16 protein-coding genes and 1 pseudogene are annotated in these 15,930 nt (G+C 39.8%); 10 read left to right on the forward strand and 7 right to left on the reverse strand.

Going from position 1 to position 15,930, the window contains the following annotated elements; all coding sequences use genetic code 11:
- Positions 1-88 precede the first annotated feature (88 nt).
- From M595_RS00515 to M595_RS00525, 3 genes are all read left to right on the forward strand, one after another.
- Entirely contained in the window at positions 89-514 is a 426-nt protein-coding gene (locus tag M595_RS00515; protein WP_023064043.1) for a tellurite resistance TerB family protein, read from the forward strand.
- Positions 515-728: 214 nt separating this feature from the next.
- Positions 729-1,778, forward strand: coding sequence for a hemopexin repeat-containing protein (locus M595_RS32815; RefSeq protein WP_023063838.1), 1,050 nt, complete (start codon positions 729-731; stop codon positions 1,776-1,778).
- Positions 1,779-1,815: 37 nt separating this feature from the next.
- The gene (locus M595_RS00525; protein WP_023063990.1) at positions 1,816-2,763 is read left to right on the forward strand and encodes a putative 2-dehydropantoate 2-reductase; all 948 of its coding nucleotides are present in this window, start codon (positions 1,816-1,818) and stop codon (positions 2,761-2,763) included.
- A 10-nt stretch (positions 2,764-2,773) separates the two neighbouring features.
- Here the strand turns inward: M595_RS00525 and M595_RS00530 are convergent, their stop codons facing one another.
- Positions 2,774-4,186 (reverse strand): 2-succinylbenzoate--CoA ligase, encoded by a 1,413-nt coding sequence (locus M595_RS00530; protein WP_040483384.1) that lies wholly within the window; start codon positions 4,184-4,186, stop codon positions 2,774-2,776.
- 359 nt (positions 4,187-4,545) lie between these two features.
- On the opposite strand from M595_RS00530, the gene M595_RS00535 reads away from it, so the two are divergent.
- The 5 genes and pseudogenes from M595_RS00535 (at position 4,546) to M595_RS32825 (ending at position 8,376) form a co-directional block, all read left to right on the forward strand.
- Positions 4,546-5,166 (forward strand): CHAT domain-containing protein, encoded by a 621-nt coding sequence (locus M595_RS00535; protein WP_023063998.1) that lies wholly within the window; start codon positions 4,546-4,548, stop codon positions 5,164-5,166.
- 12 nt (positions 5,167-5,178) lie between these two features.
- Positions 5,179-5,328: a hypothetical protein gene (locus M595_RS30920; protein ID WP_023064002.1), complete on the forward strand. Its 150-nt coding sequence runs from the start codon at positions 5,179-5,181 to the stop codon at positions 5,326-5,328.
- A gap of 96 nt (positions 5,329-5,424) precedes the next feature.
- A complete protein-coding gene (locus M595_RS30925; RefSeq protein ID WP_023063862.1) occupies positions 5,425-5,574 on the forward strand; it encodes a hypothetical protein in 150 nt (49 codons plus the stop codon).
- A 168-nt stretch (positions 5,575-5,742) separates the two neighbouring features.
- Positions 5,743-7,191: pseudogene (locus M595_RS32820) on the forward strand (nSTAND1 domain-containing NTPase); the annotation flags it as partial.
- Positions 7,192-7,515: 324 nt separating this feature from the next.
- Positions 7,516-8,376, forward strand: a complete 861-nt coding sequence (locus M595_RS32825; protein ID WP_161809798.1) for a tetratricopeptide repeat protein — start codon at positions 7,516-7,518, stop codon at positions 8,374-8,376.
- Positions 8,377-8,476: 100 nt separating this feature from the next.
- Here M595_RS32825 and M595_RS00550 read toward each other — a convergent pair whose 3' ends face one another.
- From M595_RS00550 to M595_RS00565, 4 genes are all read right to left on the reverse strand, one after another.
- Positions 8,477-9,412 carry an o-succinylbenzoate synthase gene (locus tag M595_RS00550; RefSeq protein WP_023063941.1) on the reverse strand — a complete coding sequence of 312 codons (936 nt, stop codon included), beginning with the start codon at positions 9,410-9,412 and terminating at the stop codon, positions 8,477-8,479.
- A complete protein-coding gene (gene menH, locus M595_RS00555) occupies positions 9,413-10,210 on the reverse strand; it encodes a 2-succinyl-6-hydroxy-2,4-cyclohexadiene-1-carboxylate synthase (RefSeq protein WP_083492751.1) in 798 nt (265 codons plus the stop codon). It abuts the gene before it with no gap.
- Positions 10,211-10,248: 38 nt separating this feature from the next.
- Entirely contained in the window at positions 10,249-10,437 is a 189-nt protein-coding gene (locus tag M595_RS00560) for a hypothetical protein (protein WP_040483359.1), read from the reverse strand.
- 235 nt (positions 10,438-10,672) lie between these two features.
- Positions 10,673-12,172 carry a type II CAAX endopeptidase family protein gene (locus M595_RS00565; protein ID WP_023064005.1) on the reverse strand — a complete coding sequence of 500 codons (1,500 nt, stop codon included), beginning with the start codon at positions 12,170-12,172 and terminating at the stop codon, positions 10,673-10,675.
- Between the two features lie 180 nt (positions 12,173-12,352).
- On the opposite strand from M595_RS00565, the gene M595_RS00570 reads away from it, so the two are divergent.
- Both M595_RS00570 and M595_RS00575 read left to right on the forward strand, forming a co-directional pair.
- The gene (locus tag M595_RS00570) at positions 12,353-12,571 is read left to right on the forward strand and encodes a helix-turn-helix domain-containing protein (RefSeq protein ID WP_071809841.1); all 219 of its coding nucleotides are present in this window, start codon (positions 12,353-12,355) and stop codon (positions 12,569-12,571) included.
- Positions 12,572-13,165: a ScaI family restriction endonuclease gene (locus M595_RS00575; RefSeq protein ID WP_023063887.1), complete on the forward strand. Its 594-nt coding sequence runs from the start codon at positions 12,572-12,574 to the stop codon at positions 13,163-13,165.
- On the opposite strand, the gene M595_RS00580 is transcribed toward M595_RS00575, so the two are convergent.
- Positions 13,149-14,018 carry a DNA-methyltransferase gene (locus tag M595_RS00580; protein WP_023064009.1) on the reverse strand — a complete coding sequence of 290 codons (870 nt, stop codon included), beginning with the start codon at positions 14,016-14,018 and terminating at the stop codon, positions 13,149-13,151. The genes M595_RS00575 and M595_RS00580 overlap by 17 nt on opposite strands.
- Before the next feature lie 86 nt (positions 14,019-14,104).
- Positions 14,105-15,787 carry a dihydroxy-acid dehydratase gene (gene ilvD / locus M595_RS00585; RefSeq protein WP_023064030.1) on the reverse strand — a complete coding sequence of 561 codons (1,683 nt, stop codon included), beginning with the start codon at positions 15,785-15,787 and terminating at the stop codon, positions 14,105-14,107.
- Positions 15,788-15,930: the final 143 nt, after the last annotated feature.

The raw sequence follows: 15,930 nt of genomic DNA on the forward strand, positions 1-15,930 counted from the left end.
ATTGGAAAAAATCGCCATCCTTGCTCAACATCTATTATCGTGAGGAAATACTCTAAGCTAAAAAATAGTAGCAAGTAGGGATAAATTTATGTCTTCTAGCATGACCAATACTATCGAACTCACTCCTGCTGAAGCTTTTGCTGCGATCGCATTAACCGCCGTTGCTGCTGATGGTATTATTACCGATAGTGAATCGCAAATTATCAAAAGTACCTTAGCCCGGATGGATTTATTTGGTGAGTACACCGCAGAAAATAAAACTCAAATGATCCAGCGATTGTTGGAACAGATTGAAAACCACGGCTATGAGTCTCTGATGCAGTCTGCGATCACCAAATTACCTGCAAATCTCAAAGATACAGCGTTTGCTGTGGCGACTGATATTATTCTCTCAGATGGAGATCTTGCCGATGAAGAAGAGGAGTTGTTAAATGCTCTTTATAATGCTTTAGGGATATCAGAAGACATAGCAACAAAGATCATAGATGTCATGTTGATCAAAAACAAGGGGTAATTTCACCCAATTTTGGTGTCAAAAATTAACTTGTTTGTCCCTGGTTGATCCAGGGCTTTATTCAAATACTTTAGCCAAAAGCATTATTGACCGTTTTAACTTTCTTAATTTCTGAAATTAGGGTAATATTCTCCTGGTTTTCTGAGTTTAATTAATCTATAATTAGATTTTTATCTAAAATTCTGCCTTCTCTAATGTGTAATTTTAAAAGGTTATGGCTTACATCCGAACAGTTCGCTTTCAAGATACGGATGCTGCTGGAGTGGTGTACTTTGCCAATATTTTAACGATTTGTCACGAAGCTTATGAAGCTTCCTTAGCAGCAGCTAAAATTAATCTCAAAACATTTTTTTGTAACCCCGACTTTGCGATTCCCATTGTTCATACAAGTGTTGATTTCTTTCAACCGCTTTTTTGTGGCGATCGCCTCCTGATTCACTTAATGCCTCAACAGATTACAGAAAACACATTTGAAATTAACTACAATATACTTCTACATGATTCCGAAAAATGGGTTGCTAAAGCCATTACCAAGCACGTTTGTATTCATCCAAATAGCCGGATCAGACAGCAACTTCCCGATGAAATTTTGCATTGGTTAAATGTAGAAACAATTGAACGCATCTTGAATAGTGTTGATGCAGTTGTTGTTTGGAATAATGGCAAAGCCTACTTTTTTAAAGACGATGAATATCTCAGTTATGATCTAAATTGGAACTGTATTGATTACGGTTATCCTCAGAAAATTAGTCAGGGAAGATGGGCAAGTTTTCCCGCCCGTTTTACTCAAGGAATTGATGCCGGATTAGTGTGGAATAATGGCAAAGCTTACTTTTTTAAAGGAGATGAATATGTTTGCTATGATTTGTATAAAGATCAGGTAGAAGCAGGTTATCCTCAAAAACTTAATAGTGGACTTTGGGTGGGATGGCCAAAACATTTTTATAGTGGTATTGATACAGCCGCATTGTGGAAAAATGGCAAAGCTTATTTTTTCAAAGGAGATGAATATATTTGCTATGATTTGTATCGAGAAGTCACTGAATTAGGCTATCCTAAAAAAATAGCAGATACTCATTGGCAGGGATGGCCAAAACAATTTACTCGTCGTATTGATGCCGCAGCCGTCTGGAAAAATGGTAAAGCTTATTTCTTTCGAGATGATGAATATATTTGTTATGATGTTAATCGAAATTGCACCGATCCAGGTTATCCTAAAAAAATCAAGGACAACTGGTTAAGTTTTTGGTGTCAACTCTTATAGAAAAATTGAACGTCTAAGTTTAGATTAATCTAGATCCATGTCAACTCGCAGCTATGCTATTTTAGGAACAGGAGCAATTGGAGGATTTTACGGTGCAAAACTACAACAGCTTGGACTCGATGTACATTTCCTCTTAAATAGTGACTATGAACAGGTTTGTCGTCAGGGTTTATTGATAGAATCTCCGACGGGAAGTTTTACTCTCTTTCCCGTTCAAGCTTATCATGATCCTCAAAAAATGCCTGCTTGTGATGTTGTGATCATCGCGTTAAAAACAACCCAAAATCATCTTTTACCCCAACTTTTACCGCCCGTTCTCAAAGAAGATGGTGTCGTGATCGTCTTACAAAATGGATTAGGAATAGAACCCCAAGTTGCTGAAATTGTGAACTCTAAACGAATCATTGGGGGAATGTGTTTTATCTGTTCTAATAAAGTCGGAAAAGGTCATATTCGTCACTTAGATTATGGGATGATTACCATAGGAGAATATCAGGAAAATTATCAACCGATAAAAATTACGCCCCGAATTCAAAAAATTGCAGAAGACTTTAATCATGCCGGAATCCCTACAGAATTAAGTGAAAATTTACTTCTTGCTCGTTGGAAAAAGTTGGTTTGGAATATTCCCTATAATGGACTGTCTGTAGTTCTCAATGCAAAAACAGATGAATTGATGAACTCTCCAGATAGTCGAATTTTAGTTGAAGAAATTATGCGAGAAGTGGTCAACGCAGCCAAAGGATGTGATTGCATCATTCCCGAACAATTTATCCAAAAAATGCTGAATCATACGGAGAAAATGACACCTTATCTTACCAGTATGAAACTTGATTATGATAGAAAACGCCCTTTAGAAATTGAAGCAATTATCGGAAATCCTTTGCGAATGGCGACAGAAAAAGGTGTTGATTTGCCTCATATTGCTATGCTATACCGACAACTCAAGTTTCTTGATTTTAAAAATCGATCACCTGACTCCTAAATTGATGAAATTAGCGAGAATCAGTCGCACGATTGAGAAACTTTTCAGCCAGTTCTTCTAACTGTTTCAAGTTGAGTTTTCCTTGAACATTCCGAGGTAAAGACTCTACAGCTACCCAATATTTAGGCTGTTTAAACTTACTGAGTTTGTCTTGCAACGCGGTTTGCAAACTGGAGATAGAAACATCGGGAAAAGTAGGAACATAAACCGCAGTAATCACCTGTCCCCAATGAGAATCACATAAACCAATTACTCCTACATCCGCCACCAAACCCGTTGAACGAATCGCCCCTTCTACTTCCACCGGATACACATTTTCACCCCCAGTTAGAATTTTATAGCTATTTCGCCCTACAATTGTTAAATATCCCTGTTCATCGAGATAACCCAAATCATCAGATTTGAGCGTTTGCATTCTACATTTGGGATTGTATGTTTGACCATAATATCCTAACGTTAGAGAGTCTGCTTCTATCGAGATAATTCCCAGTTGATTGATACCCAATTCTTGATTATTTTCAGTGTAGATTTTGATTTTAGCATGGGGTAAAACTTGACCATAACTGTTATTTCCTGCTAAAAACTCATCAGGTTTTAAAGTGGCAATTTGAGCGGCTGTTTCTGTCATTCCATAGGTAGGAGCCAGTCGAATTTGATGCAATCTAGCCTGTTGTAATAATTCTAACCAAGCAGGCGCTCCCCCTAACAAAACGGTTTTAAACTGCGACAGCCAACCAGGAGTTTGAGAGCGATTGAGAAGACGTTGGAGTTGAGTTGGAACAAGAGAAATGAAAAATTCTGAAGGATTAAACTCAATCAATTCTCCGGTTTCTACCGCTTTAAACGGAAAAATTGCTAACCGTCCTCCCGTCGTAAAAGAACGCATAAATTGCATTAATCCACTGACATGATATAATGGTAATGTACAAAAAGAATTGACTTTTTTTAAGTTAAAATACTGTTGAAATCCTTGCACCGAAGCCGTTAATGTTTCCCAAGTATGAATCACAAACCGGAGATTTCCTGACGAACCGCCAGTGGGAATCATAATTGAGTTGGCAGGCGTCGGAATAACAGAATTAGTCTGAATGTAGGACGGGTTAAATTCCTCTAAATTGCCGAAAATAACATCGGGATGAACGATTTTAAAAACCTGTTTCCATTCCGCTTTCACCCAGTTGGGGTTACACAAAAAAACCGGACATTTGGCGACAACTGCGGCTAGAAACGTCGCTAAAAAAGCAATGGGTTCGGGTTCGGCGAGGATAATTTTCGGACGAACTCCCTGAGCGTTAATAAATTCGGTCAGGTCTTGAAGACGCTGTTGATAGATTTTATTAAACTCAAAGCTATTATATCCGATCAACCAATCATCGGTTCTCAAATTGATATAATTTTTAACATCAGTAGATGGGCAACTGATTTTCACTTGAAAAGATACCACGCTAATTTTTAACTCTAATCTTCCTGTCTGTAACTTTATCAGATAACTTTATCAGAAAAACGATAAAAAAGTTCGGGGAATTCCCCCAAGTTGAACGACCCTATAAAATCGCCAAATCAAGATAAAAAGGTATTTTCAGCAGTTGAACACAGTCGCTTGCTTCGGGGCTGTTATTGCATCTATTTTGGAGATGGGCAGACATCTAAACATAAAGAGTTAATGAGATTCGTCTTGAACTCATTAGACATCCCTTAATATTGGAGGAAAAATCGAGTTAGATTACCAATACTCAGCAACGTCTATCCCAAGCCCTCTATTTAACTCTGTGCATCTAACCTATGAAAACTATCTTAATTCTCTCGGCTAATCCCGCAGATACAAGCCGTTTACGTTTGGATACAGAAGTCAGGGAAATTCAACAAACTCTCAGACAATCACATCACAGAGACGAATTTACTGTGATTCCAATGGGAGCGGTTCGGATTGATGATTTACAACAAACACTCTATGATCATCATCCCACCATTGTACACTTTTCGGGTCATGGTTCGGGAAATAATAGGTTAATTTTAGAAGACAATTCGGGTCGAAGCGTATTGGTGAGTGAGAAAGCACTAGCCCGATTATTTAAAGGGTTTCAAACAAAAGTTGAATGTGTTTTGTTAAACGCTTGTTATAGTGAAATTCAAGCCAAAGCCATTCATCAACATATTGATTGTGTTATCGGGATGAATCAAGCGATAGGAGACGAAGCCGCGATTAAATTTGCAGTCGGTTTTTATCGGGCGTTGGGGGCGGGAGAACCCTATGATAATTGTTTTGAATCGGGTCAAACTTTAATTGATTTAAACGCTATTTCTGAAGTTGATAAACCTCAAATTAAATATCGAGACAGAACGCAAAATTTAGCCATGAGTTCTAATCAGGAATCTAACAAAGCGATACCATCTCCTCAATAAAATCCTGCTACTATGAACAAATCTCAATCTTTTGGTAACATAACCATTAGTGGAAATAGTGGAACCCATAATCAAGGTTTTCAAGCAATCAATACGGTAGATTCTGAGGTTAATCTTGATCAAAGCTATACCCAAACCGTCGGAGAAAGTTCTAAGTTATAAACAGCATTAAATGAACTGCAAAAGCTGAAACAGGAAATTTCTGCAACAAATGCACTCAACTCTATTCAGAAAAAACAAGCAGAGTTACCTGTTGAAATGATAGAAACAGAACTCAAGAAACCGCAACCCGACAAAGGTTTAATAGATGAAGCAGTTGAGGCACTTAAAAAAGGATTAGAAGGTGTTGAAACCCTGGCTGAACCTGTGATGAAAGTGGCGGCAATTTTAGCAGGGGTTTGGATTTAACGCCCCCCAGCCCCCAATTCTGGGGGAGTAAAATACAGCACTATAAAAGTTTTACGAATTCGCAAATAGTATCAGAATTGGGAGTATTAACTCAAAGTCCCCCATTATTGGGGGATTTAGGGGGCGAGGATTTAGGTTTAACAATAAACTGTATATCTGGAGTAAATGATGAGTGAAGAAACAAACGATAAACCGCTCTTAAATAAAAGTCAGAGTGCAGGAGATGTAACAATTTCAGGCAATGAAGATCCGCTTGTGAACTTCGTGAATACAACGGAGGGAACCACAAGTATTAATCAATCTCGGACTATTATCTACAACTATTTTTATGAAAAACGCACCGTTACCACATCCACCGAAGATGATCTCGATGATAACTTAATCTGTCCCTATCAAGGCTTGTATCATTTTAATCCAGAAAATTCTGAATATTTCTTTGGGCGAGAGGTCTTTGTTGAAGAACTCTATCAATATACCGAAACCCGCAATTTTATTCCGGTGTTGGGTGCGTCTGGGAGCGGTAAATCTTCGGTCATTTTAGCGGGATTGGTGCCGAAATTAGTCGAAGCCGGACGCTGGCAATTTACCCATTTTCGACCGGGAAACGAGCCATTTCTTGCCCTCGCACAAGCATTAGTTCCGCTCTATGAACCCAACCTTGAGAAAACAGAACTCATTGCACAAGCTCGTAAATTATCAGGATATTTTCAAGATAATACAGTTCCTTGATCGGATGTTTTTTCAACTATTCAACAGAATAATCATCAAAATCGTACTTTATTAATTGCCGACCAATTTGAGGAAGTTTACACCCTTTGTAACGACGAAAAAATCCGACGAAATTTTCTAGATTTACTCTTAAATACTTTTAAAACTCTTGCCGAACAATCTTCTTTATCTACTGTCTTAGTTGCCACGATGCGGGCGGATTTTCTTGGAAATGCGCTGTCTTATCGACCTTTAGCTGATGTATTGCAACAAGGTAATATTATGTTAGGGCCGATGAATGAAAATGAACTGCGAGATATTGTTGAAAAACCCGCGCAAAAATTGGGGGTGAGTTTTGAAGGCGGACTGGTTGAACGCATTCTCAAAGATGTGGATAAAAATCCAGGAAATTTACCCCTATTAGAATTTGCCCTAACCGAACTTTGGAAAAAACGAAACGGCAAACAATTAACTCATAAAGCTTATGAAGAAATTGGGGAAGTTGACGGCGCATTAACTCGCTACGCTGACGATAAATTTAGTAAACTAAAAGTAGAAGAAAAAGAACAAGTTCGGCGAATCTTTGTGCAGTTAGTACAACCCGGTGCGGGAACCGAAGACACCCGACGAGTGGCAACAAAAGCAGATGTAAACGAGCCAAATTGGAATTTGGTAAAAAAATTAGCAGATGAGCGGTTAGTTGTTACCAGTCGCACGGTTATCGCCCGTGAAACAACAGAAAATTCCCAACCCCAACCGGACAATATCAAAGAACAGGAAACCGTCGAAGTCGTCCACGAAGCGTTAATAAAAAACTGGGGTCAACTCAGACAATGGATGGAAACCGACCGAGAATTTAGAACCTGGCAAGAACGACTGCGGGAGTCCGAACGTCAGTGGGAAGAAATGAACCGAGATAATGGGTTATTGTTGCGGGGGGCGGCGCTGCTTCTGGCTTCCGAACAACTCAAAAAACGGGGTGATGAACTGTCTCAAAACGAACGAAAATTTATTCAAAAAAGTCAGAAATATAAACAACGTCAACATCAACGCACTATCGGCTTTTTGACCGCAAGTTTTGTAACCATTTCTGGAGTAGCAGCAGTAGCAGTATGGCAGTGGCGAGAAGCAAATATCAGCAAGGAAAACGCACTTATTGGGGAAAACAATGCTAATTTCAGAGCCGAAATAGCAACCTTAGAACCTCGCTTAAATTCTAGCTTGGCTGTGCAGATGGATGTTATCAAACTCAATCAAAAATTGCAGCAACGGGCAATAGCAACAACATCAGATATCGAGATACAAGGTGCAGACTTGCTGCGACAAATCGTTGACTGGTCGGGACATAAAGAAATCAACAGCCTCAAAGGGCATGAGAGTCCTGTCAACAGTGTGGCATTCAGCAGAGACGGGGATATGATCGCCTCTGGGAGTGATGACAAGACGGTGAAACTGTGGAACTTTAACCGAGATGAACTCCTCAAACACGCTTGCAGTTGGATGAGTGACTACCTGAAAAATAACCCGAATGTCACCGAAGATGAACGTCGCTTTTGTGAAGTGGAAGCTTCGGCAACCGCTTTGTTTTTGCAGGGTGAACATCAAGCCGCACAGGGTAAAATTGATGAAGCGGTTTCTCAGTTTAAAGAAGCGGTTAAACTTGACCCCAAGTATAGTTTAGATTGGGCAGCAGCGAGTTTTGTTAGAAGTGGAAATTTGTTAGTAAGAGTTTATAAATTTGATGAAGCAATTGCAGCTTTTAATCAAGCTCAAGAATTTGATTCTAATATTGAAATTACAGCTTCAGATTGGAATAAACTGTGTTGGCAAGGAAGCGTTAATAAACAAGCTGAGAAGGTGATGTTTGCTTGTAATAAAGCCGTTGAACTCGCCCCTGAGAATGGATGGATTTATAGTAGTCGGGGTTTAGCTAGGGCGTTAACGGGTGATTTTAATGGCGCTGTTGAGGACTTTGAAATGTTCGTTCAGTTGGGGGGAAATGAGGAGGAAAAAGCACTGCGAAACGGTTGGATAGAGTCTCTGAAAAAGAATGAAAATCCGTTTACCGATGAGATATTGGAAGGGTTGCGTTGACCTCTCCCCCAACCCCTCTCCTACGAGGCGAGGGGAGTAGAAGGCGAGGGGAGTTCAAAAGTCGCCTCCTCCTTTTAGGGGGAGGTTGGTGGGGGTAAAATTACCAATGTTCGACGCCAAAACCAACCGCACGTTTGGGATGAGAAAGTTCAGCAGCCAAATTCAAAGCCGCACGTCTACCCACCGCCGTTTCAAACACCGATGAAAATACCGCATCAATTTGATTTTCACGGCACAACTTTCGCAGTTTTCGCGGAGAACCCACAATAGCGGGTTTTATCACAAAAATACCCCGCCAACCCCGTTGATAACAGTCTCGAATTTGGGATAAAGTTGCAACAGATTCATCCAACGCGATAGAAGTCAAATACTGCCGACTCAACGCCAACATTTCATCAAACTGTTCGATGGATAAAGGTTGTTCTAGATATTCAATTTTGAGAATATCAGATTTTATTTCATCGCAAACCGATAACCATTTGTTCGCCTCCTCCCAACTGAGTCCCCCGTTCGCATCCAACCGCAAATTAACCCATTCTGTCTTATCCGTTTCCGAGTTAATTGTGGTTAATATCAGTTCGGTTAACTGTTGAAAAAGTTGTAGTTCTTCAGAAATTGGATGAACCGCGATTTTCCATTTAAACGTTCTAAACCCTTGCTGAAATAGCGTTGGAAAAACTGGTAACGCCGCGTTTCCAGACGGTAAAAGTCCGCTAAATTTAAGTTTGCTTAAAAACTCGCTGTTTTCTTCCAAAGCCGACTCAAACCCAAACTGACAAGCCGGAAAGTTATCAGGAATTTCGATAATATCTTCTAACGTTAACGTTTGGGGAAGTTGCTGACAAAACTCCAACGCCTGTCCCAACGTTTCCGAACCAAACCAACTCAACGGTGCAATTTCACCATCACCTTTTTTTCCTTGTTTGTCGGTAAGCTGAAGAATAATTCCCTCCCGTTTCTCCCAAATTCCGTGATGGGTTTTCAACGGTTGTTTGAACGGACGAGAATAGGGAGAAAATTGAAACCGATAAACCATTTAACTTAACAAAAACCCTTGCACAACTTCCACCCACCGTTGGGGATTTTCTACATGAATATTATGACCGCAACCGGGAACAATTTCAAGCGTTGCAGTCGAACAAATATTAGCCATTTCGCGATTAATTTTGATAAACTTTTCGTCCAACTCCCCCGCCAACAATAAAAGCGGTATTTCCGACGTTGATAGTTTATCCCAAAGCGGGGGCTGATTTCCCGTTCCCATCCATCGCAAAGATTTCGCTAATTCGGTTGAATTATTTTGCAGGCGTCGTGCTAAAATAGTATTAAAGTTGGGATGAGTTTTAAACGTTTTAAATAACGGCTTGTCGTACCAACAGGTTAAAAATTCTTCTAAGTTTAATTCTTCCAGTTCTTCAGCGAGTTGAAGATCGGATAGATAACGTTCAGTTCGTTCTTTCTCGGTTTTTAATCCCGGAGAAGCAGATTCTAAAATAACTTTTTGAAAATATTGGGAATAATTTAAAGCCAAATAAAGCGCCAACCGTCCCCCCATCGAATAACCAACGAGAAAACACCGTTTAATGTTCAATTCTTCCAGCCAGCAAATTAAACCGTTAGCCGTATTTTCTAGGCTGTAAAATTCATCAGTTCCGTTAACTTGGGTGTTTCCGTGTCCCGGTAAATCAACCGCCAAACAATTAAATTTTTCTGATAAAAGGGAAATGACCGCGTTAAAATCCTTGCCATTTCCCATAAATCCATGTAAAAACAAGAGAATTGGTAAGCTGGTGTTTTCCGTGCGAAAATAGTGAAAGTTATAAGTTTGTATCATCTACACCGAGTATTTATGAAGCTGAAACTCCACAGAAATCAATCATAAATCCAGTGCAAAAAAGGAACAGCCGCCGCACAAAATGCCATAAAAACAAATAAACCTCCTAACATCCCAAATAAGAAAAATTCTTCGCCTCGTTCTTTTGCCAATTTAACGATCAGATAGCTATAACCATAGCAGACGAGAAAGAAAATAACCGTGAAAGCTGTGAAGTAATATGCCATAAGTTAGATCACCACAAACTTGTCTGAAAACGTTTTCAATTCAGCTTTAATTTTTCCCACTGACTTGAGACGTTTCATTTTCTATTGTAACGAAATTTCAAAAAAAATGATGCTACAAAAGGTGAATAATATTAAACTATTATAATTTTTTTACAAAAGTTTGTATCACACCTTTGTCTATCGAATAACCGGAGATTTAGGAGAAATGCCTGTTCTCCTTTATTTAAGGTTTCTATTAAGCAGAACCACTTCCGAGAATATATAAACTCAATAATGTGCCGCTATTCCACAAACAATGCAACAACATAGATGATAACAAATTTCGCGATCGCGTATAGACAAACCCCAAAACAATTCCTAAAGTCATTAACGGAATGATTTCAGAAATATTCATGTGGGCGACAGCAAAAAATAAACTACTCAGTAAAATTGCACTCCCCATCGACATATATCGAGTCAGAGACGGGAGTAAAAACCCGCGAAACATAATCTCCTCAAACACAGGTGCCGCAATAGAAGCCGTTACAAAAAAGATGATCAAAGCAACCGGATCTCGATTTTCCAAAGCAATCGGTAAAAGCGGATTACTTCCCCCCTGTCCATTCCATAATTGTTGGTTAATTAAAGAGACTAAAATCACCAAAGGAAGTGCAGAAACATAACCGCCTAACCCCCAAAAAAACCAGTTTTTCTTCCAATCAACATTAAACCATCCTTCAGGTAATGGGAAAAAAGGTTTCAAAGAGAAAAATAAAACCGAGAATCCACCCGCCATCAAAAACCCATAATTTGCCCAGACATAAAAGGCTTTGCTGCGAACATCAAAACTCGCCGGACTGAGATTTAAGAAGTTAAAGATTAAACCTAATGTTAGGGGGACAACTAATTGTCCAACTAAGAAAAATCCCACAACAAATACCTGAATCATTGTTTCTGCATCCCAAGGCGTTAACCAAGTGACATCAGTATTTTTAGCCAGAATAGATTCTTTTCCCTTCAATAGCAATTGAATCCCTAAAACCACCAACAAAATCACACCCGTAAGCAATCCAATTCCTGGAATTGCACTGATAATTATAAGTTTAATTAATGCTTGTTCAGCAATTTGTTGTTCTTTTGCTTGCAGTGCTTGTAAATCTTCTTGCCGTTCTTGAAGTTCATAAAGCCGAGACAACGCTTGATAACTAAACCAGCCTTCTAAGTTGTTTTCTAGAGTGGATTCAGCCTCCGGTAAAATCTTCGCTGGATCGCTCCAAATTCCCCGTAAAACTTGAGCAATTTTAATCTGTTGTTGAGTCTTAGAAGATTGATTCGATTCAATAAAAGTCTGCCAAGTGTTTAATGCTTTTTCTGTTTTTCCTTGTTCAACTTGTAAAATTCCAATGCGTATTTCTAACTCATCCTGTAATTTTTCTAACTGATTAATGGATGTAGAATCCGGTTCTAAGGTTTGAATTCGTTCGAGATTATCTTGCGCCGCTTCTTGTAAATTTTCATATTGTTTTAATGCAGATTTGGGAGCATTTTCACCAATTAAATTAGTTTTCAGCGTGTTAAAATCTTGTTTAAACTCTGGATCAGATTGCCATTCTGTTGCGTGAAGAATAAGATTGGTTTGATAGAGTTCTAGACGGCTTTGAATTTGCGGTTGAGTAATACTATCAATTAATGAACTCCCCACCAGTATAATCGTCAGTAATGTCAGAATCCCTAAAATAATTCGCTTCGGTGTCATTGAGTCTCCCAAGAATCTTCAAGTTCACAAAGACATTTATTATAACAAATTTTATGCTTCTTTATTATAAGCTATATTAGCCCTCGAATCGACATCTAAACTTCTCTTAATTGAATCCTTGTGTGAATTGCTACTTATAGTCTGTAGACAGAGGATCATCAGAGATAACATCATTGCTGAATGAAGCATGAGCCAAGAAAAAAGTTAGGGAGCAATATTAGACAACTTCGTATGGAACAAGGACTTTCACAGGAAAAACTAGCAGAAAAAGCAGATCTACATCGAACTTATATTGGTGCAATTGAACGAGGTGAGCGAAATGTTAGTTTGGATAATATTGTCGCTATAGCTCATGCTCTGGATGTCCCCGCCAGTCAACTTTTAGAAGGAGTTGATTAGTTGCTCACCTCTCCCTATACAGGCTATCCAGAACGTGAATGGTCGGCAATCACAACACAACTGATCGATGAATTTCCACTTTCTAGTGAAGTTATAATTTCTACGGTTGAGGAAGCATGGAAAGATCTTTATTCTTCGAGTTTTGGGGATTTTAGATTACAAATTGGTCGAGATATCTTTTTACCCGCTCAAGCCATTGGAGTTATTTTAGAGCGTTTGATCGCCGTTCGTCTGGCTCATCAAAACTCGGGCTGGAGAGGTGGTCAAACAAAATCAGAAAAAGATATCGTTTGTACTTTTAATGATCGTTATTCCTTTGAAATTAAAACATCTTCGAGTAAAAATAGCTTTTATGGAAATAGAAGTACAGGTTATCGTTCAGATAATCGCTTGAAGTCCAGAACAGGGTATTATCTAATTATTAACTACAAACTCCCCAAAGAAGATAATTTAGAACGAAAAATATGGAAAATACGTTTTGGTTGGATTGATGATCAAGATTGGGTTGGTCAAAATAAACCAACAGGACAACAAGCATCTATCGCCAGTAAAATCGCTGGTTTGAAGTTAGTTACAATCAAGAGTAGTCAGTAAGTAACTCAAATAAACTTTTTTGTTCAACTCCATTTGATTGTTCATCACGAAATGCTTTAATTCGCTTGATTGCCATATCAATATATAAATCATTAATCTCAAAACCTATTATCTTGCGACCATTTCGGATAGCGGCTTCTGCGGTTGAACCCGAACCCAAAAAAGGATCAAAAACAATATCTCCTAAATTACTACTGGCTAGAATAATCCGGCTAACAAGCTGAATTGGAAATTGAGCAGGATGAGGAGTTCTTTCTTTTGAACTGCGATTTTTTCCCGATGTCACTTTGGGAATTTGCCAAACATCGGTAGGATTTTTACCTTTTGTATTACATTTGAGCTTACCGTTTTTCTTTTGATGGGGATATTTAACATTTGGATCGCGCACATCATCCAAATTAAATGTATAATTATTGGCATCTTTAATGTACCACAAAAACTTCTCATTTCGCGGAGAAAAAAATAATTTCCCTGCCACACCTGCACTATAATTCCAAACAATTTCTTGAATTAAATAAAAAGGAACTTTATCCCAAATCAAATAAGGAATCGGAATAGCTTTAGCTTGATTTGGAAGGGATAGATATCCCAGATTTAACCAAAAAGCTCCATTTGTTGATGTGCAATAATAAACTTGAGCAATCCATTCAGTCATCCAGGCAATATAATCCTCTACAGATAACACCGATTCATATTCTTTTCCAATGTTATAAGGAGGAGAAGTTACCGTCAAACAAAAACATCCTTCAGGCAATTGATTCATTAACTTTAAACAATCACCCGGATAGATTAATACATCCTGATCTTCATAAGCAGGATTTCCTAAAAAAGACTTAAATTCACATAACTCCATGCGTCATGTTTCACTCATCAAATCAAGATAATATCAGTTCAAGTCGGGTGCAAGATCAAGTTTGCAAGCACCCTACATTGAATCAATTAACAGTCTAAATCCGTCACCGCCCCCACACTACTCGAAGACACTAACTTCGCATATTTAGCTAACACCCCTTTTGTATAACGAGGTTGAGGCGGTTGCCAATTTTGACGGCGTTGTTCTAATTCCTGATCGGAAATATTCACCTGCAATAACCGTTGTGAGGCATCAATCGTAATACTATCGCCCTCTTGAACCAACGCAATATTACCACCAACGGCAGCTTCTGGGGCAACATGACCGACAACCAAGCCATAAGTTCCCCCCGAAAACCGTCCATCGGTAATCAAGCCCACAGAATCCCCTAAGCCTGCCCCAATAATTGCGGAAGTTGGTGCCAACATTTCTCGCATTCCGGGGCCACCTTTGGGGCCTTCATAACGAACCACCAAAACATCTCCGGCTTGAATTTTACCCGCTAAAATCGCCTCTAAACACAGTTCTTCCGACTCAAATACCCGTGCGGGACCCGTCATTTGGGGTTTTTTCACGCCCGTAATTTTAGCAACACTGCCTTCTGTGGCGAGATTTCCCTTTAAAATCGCTAAATGACCTTGCTGGTACATCGGATTATTCCAGGGGCGAATCACCTCTTGATCCGCAGAGGGTTGAGAGGGAATATCAGCCAACTGTTCGGCAACCGTTTTCCCGGTAATCGTTAAAGCATCACCATGAATCAAACCCTGTTCGAGAAGCATCTTCATAATCAGGGGAACTCCACCCGCTTTGTGAAAATCCGTTGTGACAAATCGCCCACTGGGTTTAAGATCACATAAGACCGGAACCCGTCCCCGAATCGTTTCAAAATCGTCAATCGTCAGTTCCACACCTGCTGCATAAGCAATCGCCAACAAGTGTAATACCGAGTTTGTCGAACCCCCTACCGCCATAATCACAGCGATCGCATTTTCAAACGCCTTGCGGGTGAGAATTTGCCGAGGTAAAATCCGTTGACGAATCGCCTCGCGCAATACAAACGCAGACTTTTCGGTACTATCAGCCTTTTCCGCATCTTCAGAAGCCATCGTCGAGGAATACATTAAACTCATCCCCATCGCTTCAAACGCAGAAGACATAGTATTTGCCGTAAACATTCCCCCACAAGACCCCGAACCCGGACAAGCTTGGCGTTCAATATCGAGTAAACGATCATCATCAAGTTTCCCGGCGCTGTGTTCGCCGACTGCCTCAAACGCACTGACAACGGTTAAATCACAACCGTTTAAATTCCCCGGTTTAATCGTACCGCCATACACAAAAATTGCCGGAATATTCATCCTCGCGATCGCAATCATCGCCCCCGGCATATTTTTATCACAACCGCCAATCGCTAAAACGCCATCCATACTCTGCCCATTACAAGCGGTTTCAATCGCATCGGCGATCACCTCTCGGGAAACCAGAGAATATTTCATCCCCTCGGTTCCCATGGCAATGCCATCACTAACGGTAATCGTCCCAAACATTTGAGGCATCGCGTCGGCTTGTTTTAATGCCGTTTCTGCACGATGCGCCAAATCGTTCAATCCAATGTTGCAGGGAGTAATGGTACTGTAACCATTAGCAATGCCGACAATAGGCTTATTAAAGTCCTCATCCCCAAACCCTACCGCTCGGAGCATCGCCCGGTTCGGTGTGCGTTTCTTTCCTTGGGTGACGGCTTGACTTCTAAAGTTATCTGACATGAGTCTCTCCTGTCTCCAGGTTTAATGGTATTGTGGTCTGTTGCAAGTGGGGCGCGATTCTCCCATCTATCGGTGGTACGCGATGATCTACCAATCGGGTTAAACTCAATTGTTACCCCGTTTCCTTTCTCTATATTTCTATT

It is taken from the genome of Lyngbya aestuarii BL J, from assembly GCF_000478195.2.
GTDB classification, from domain to species: Bacteria; Cyanobacteriota; Cyanobacteriia; order Cyanobacteriales; family Microcoleaceae; genus Capilliphycus; species Capilliphycus aestuarii.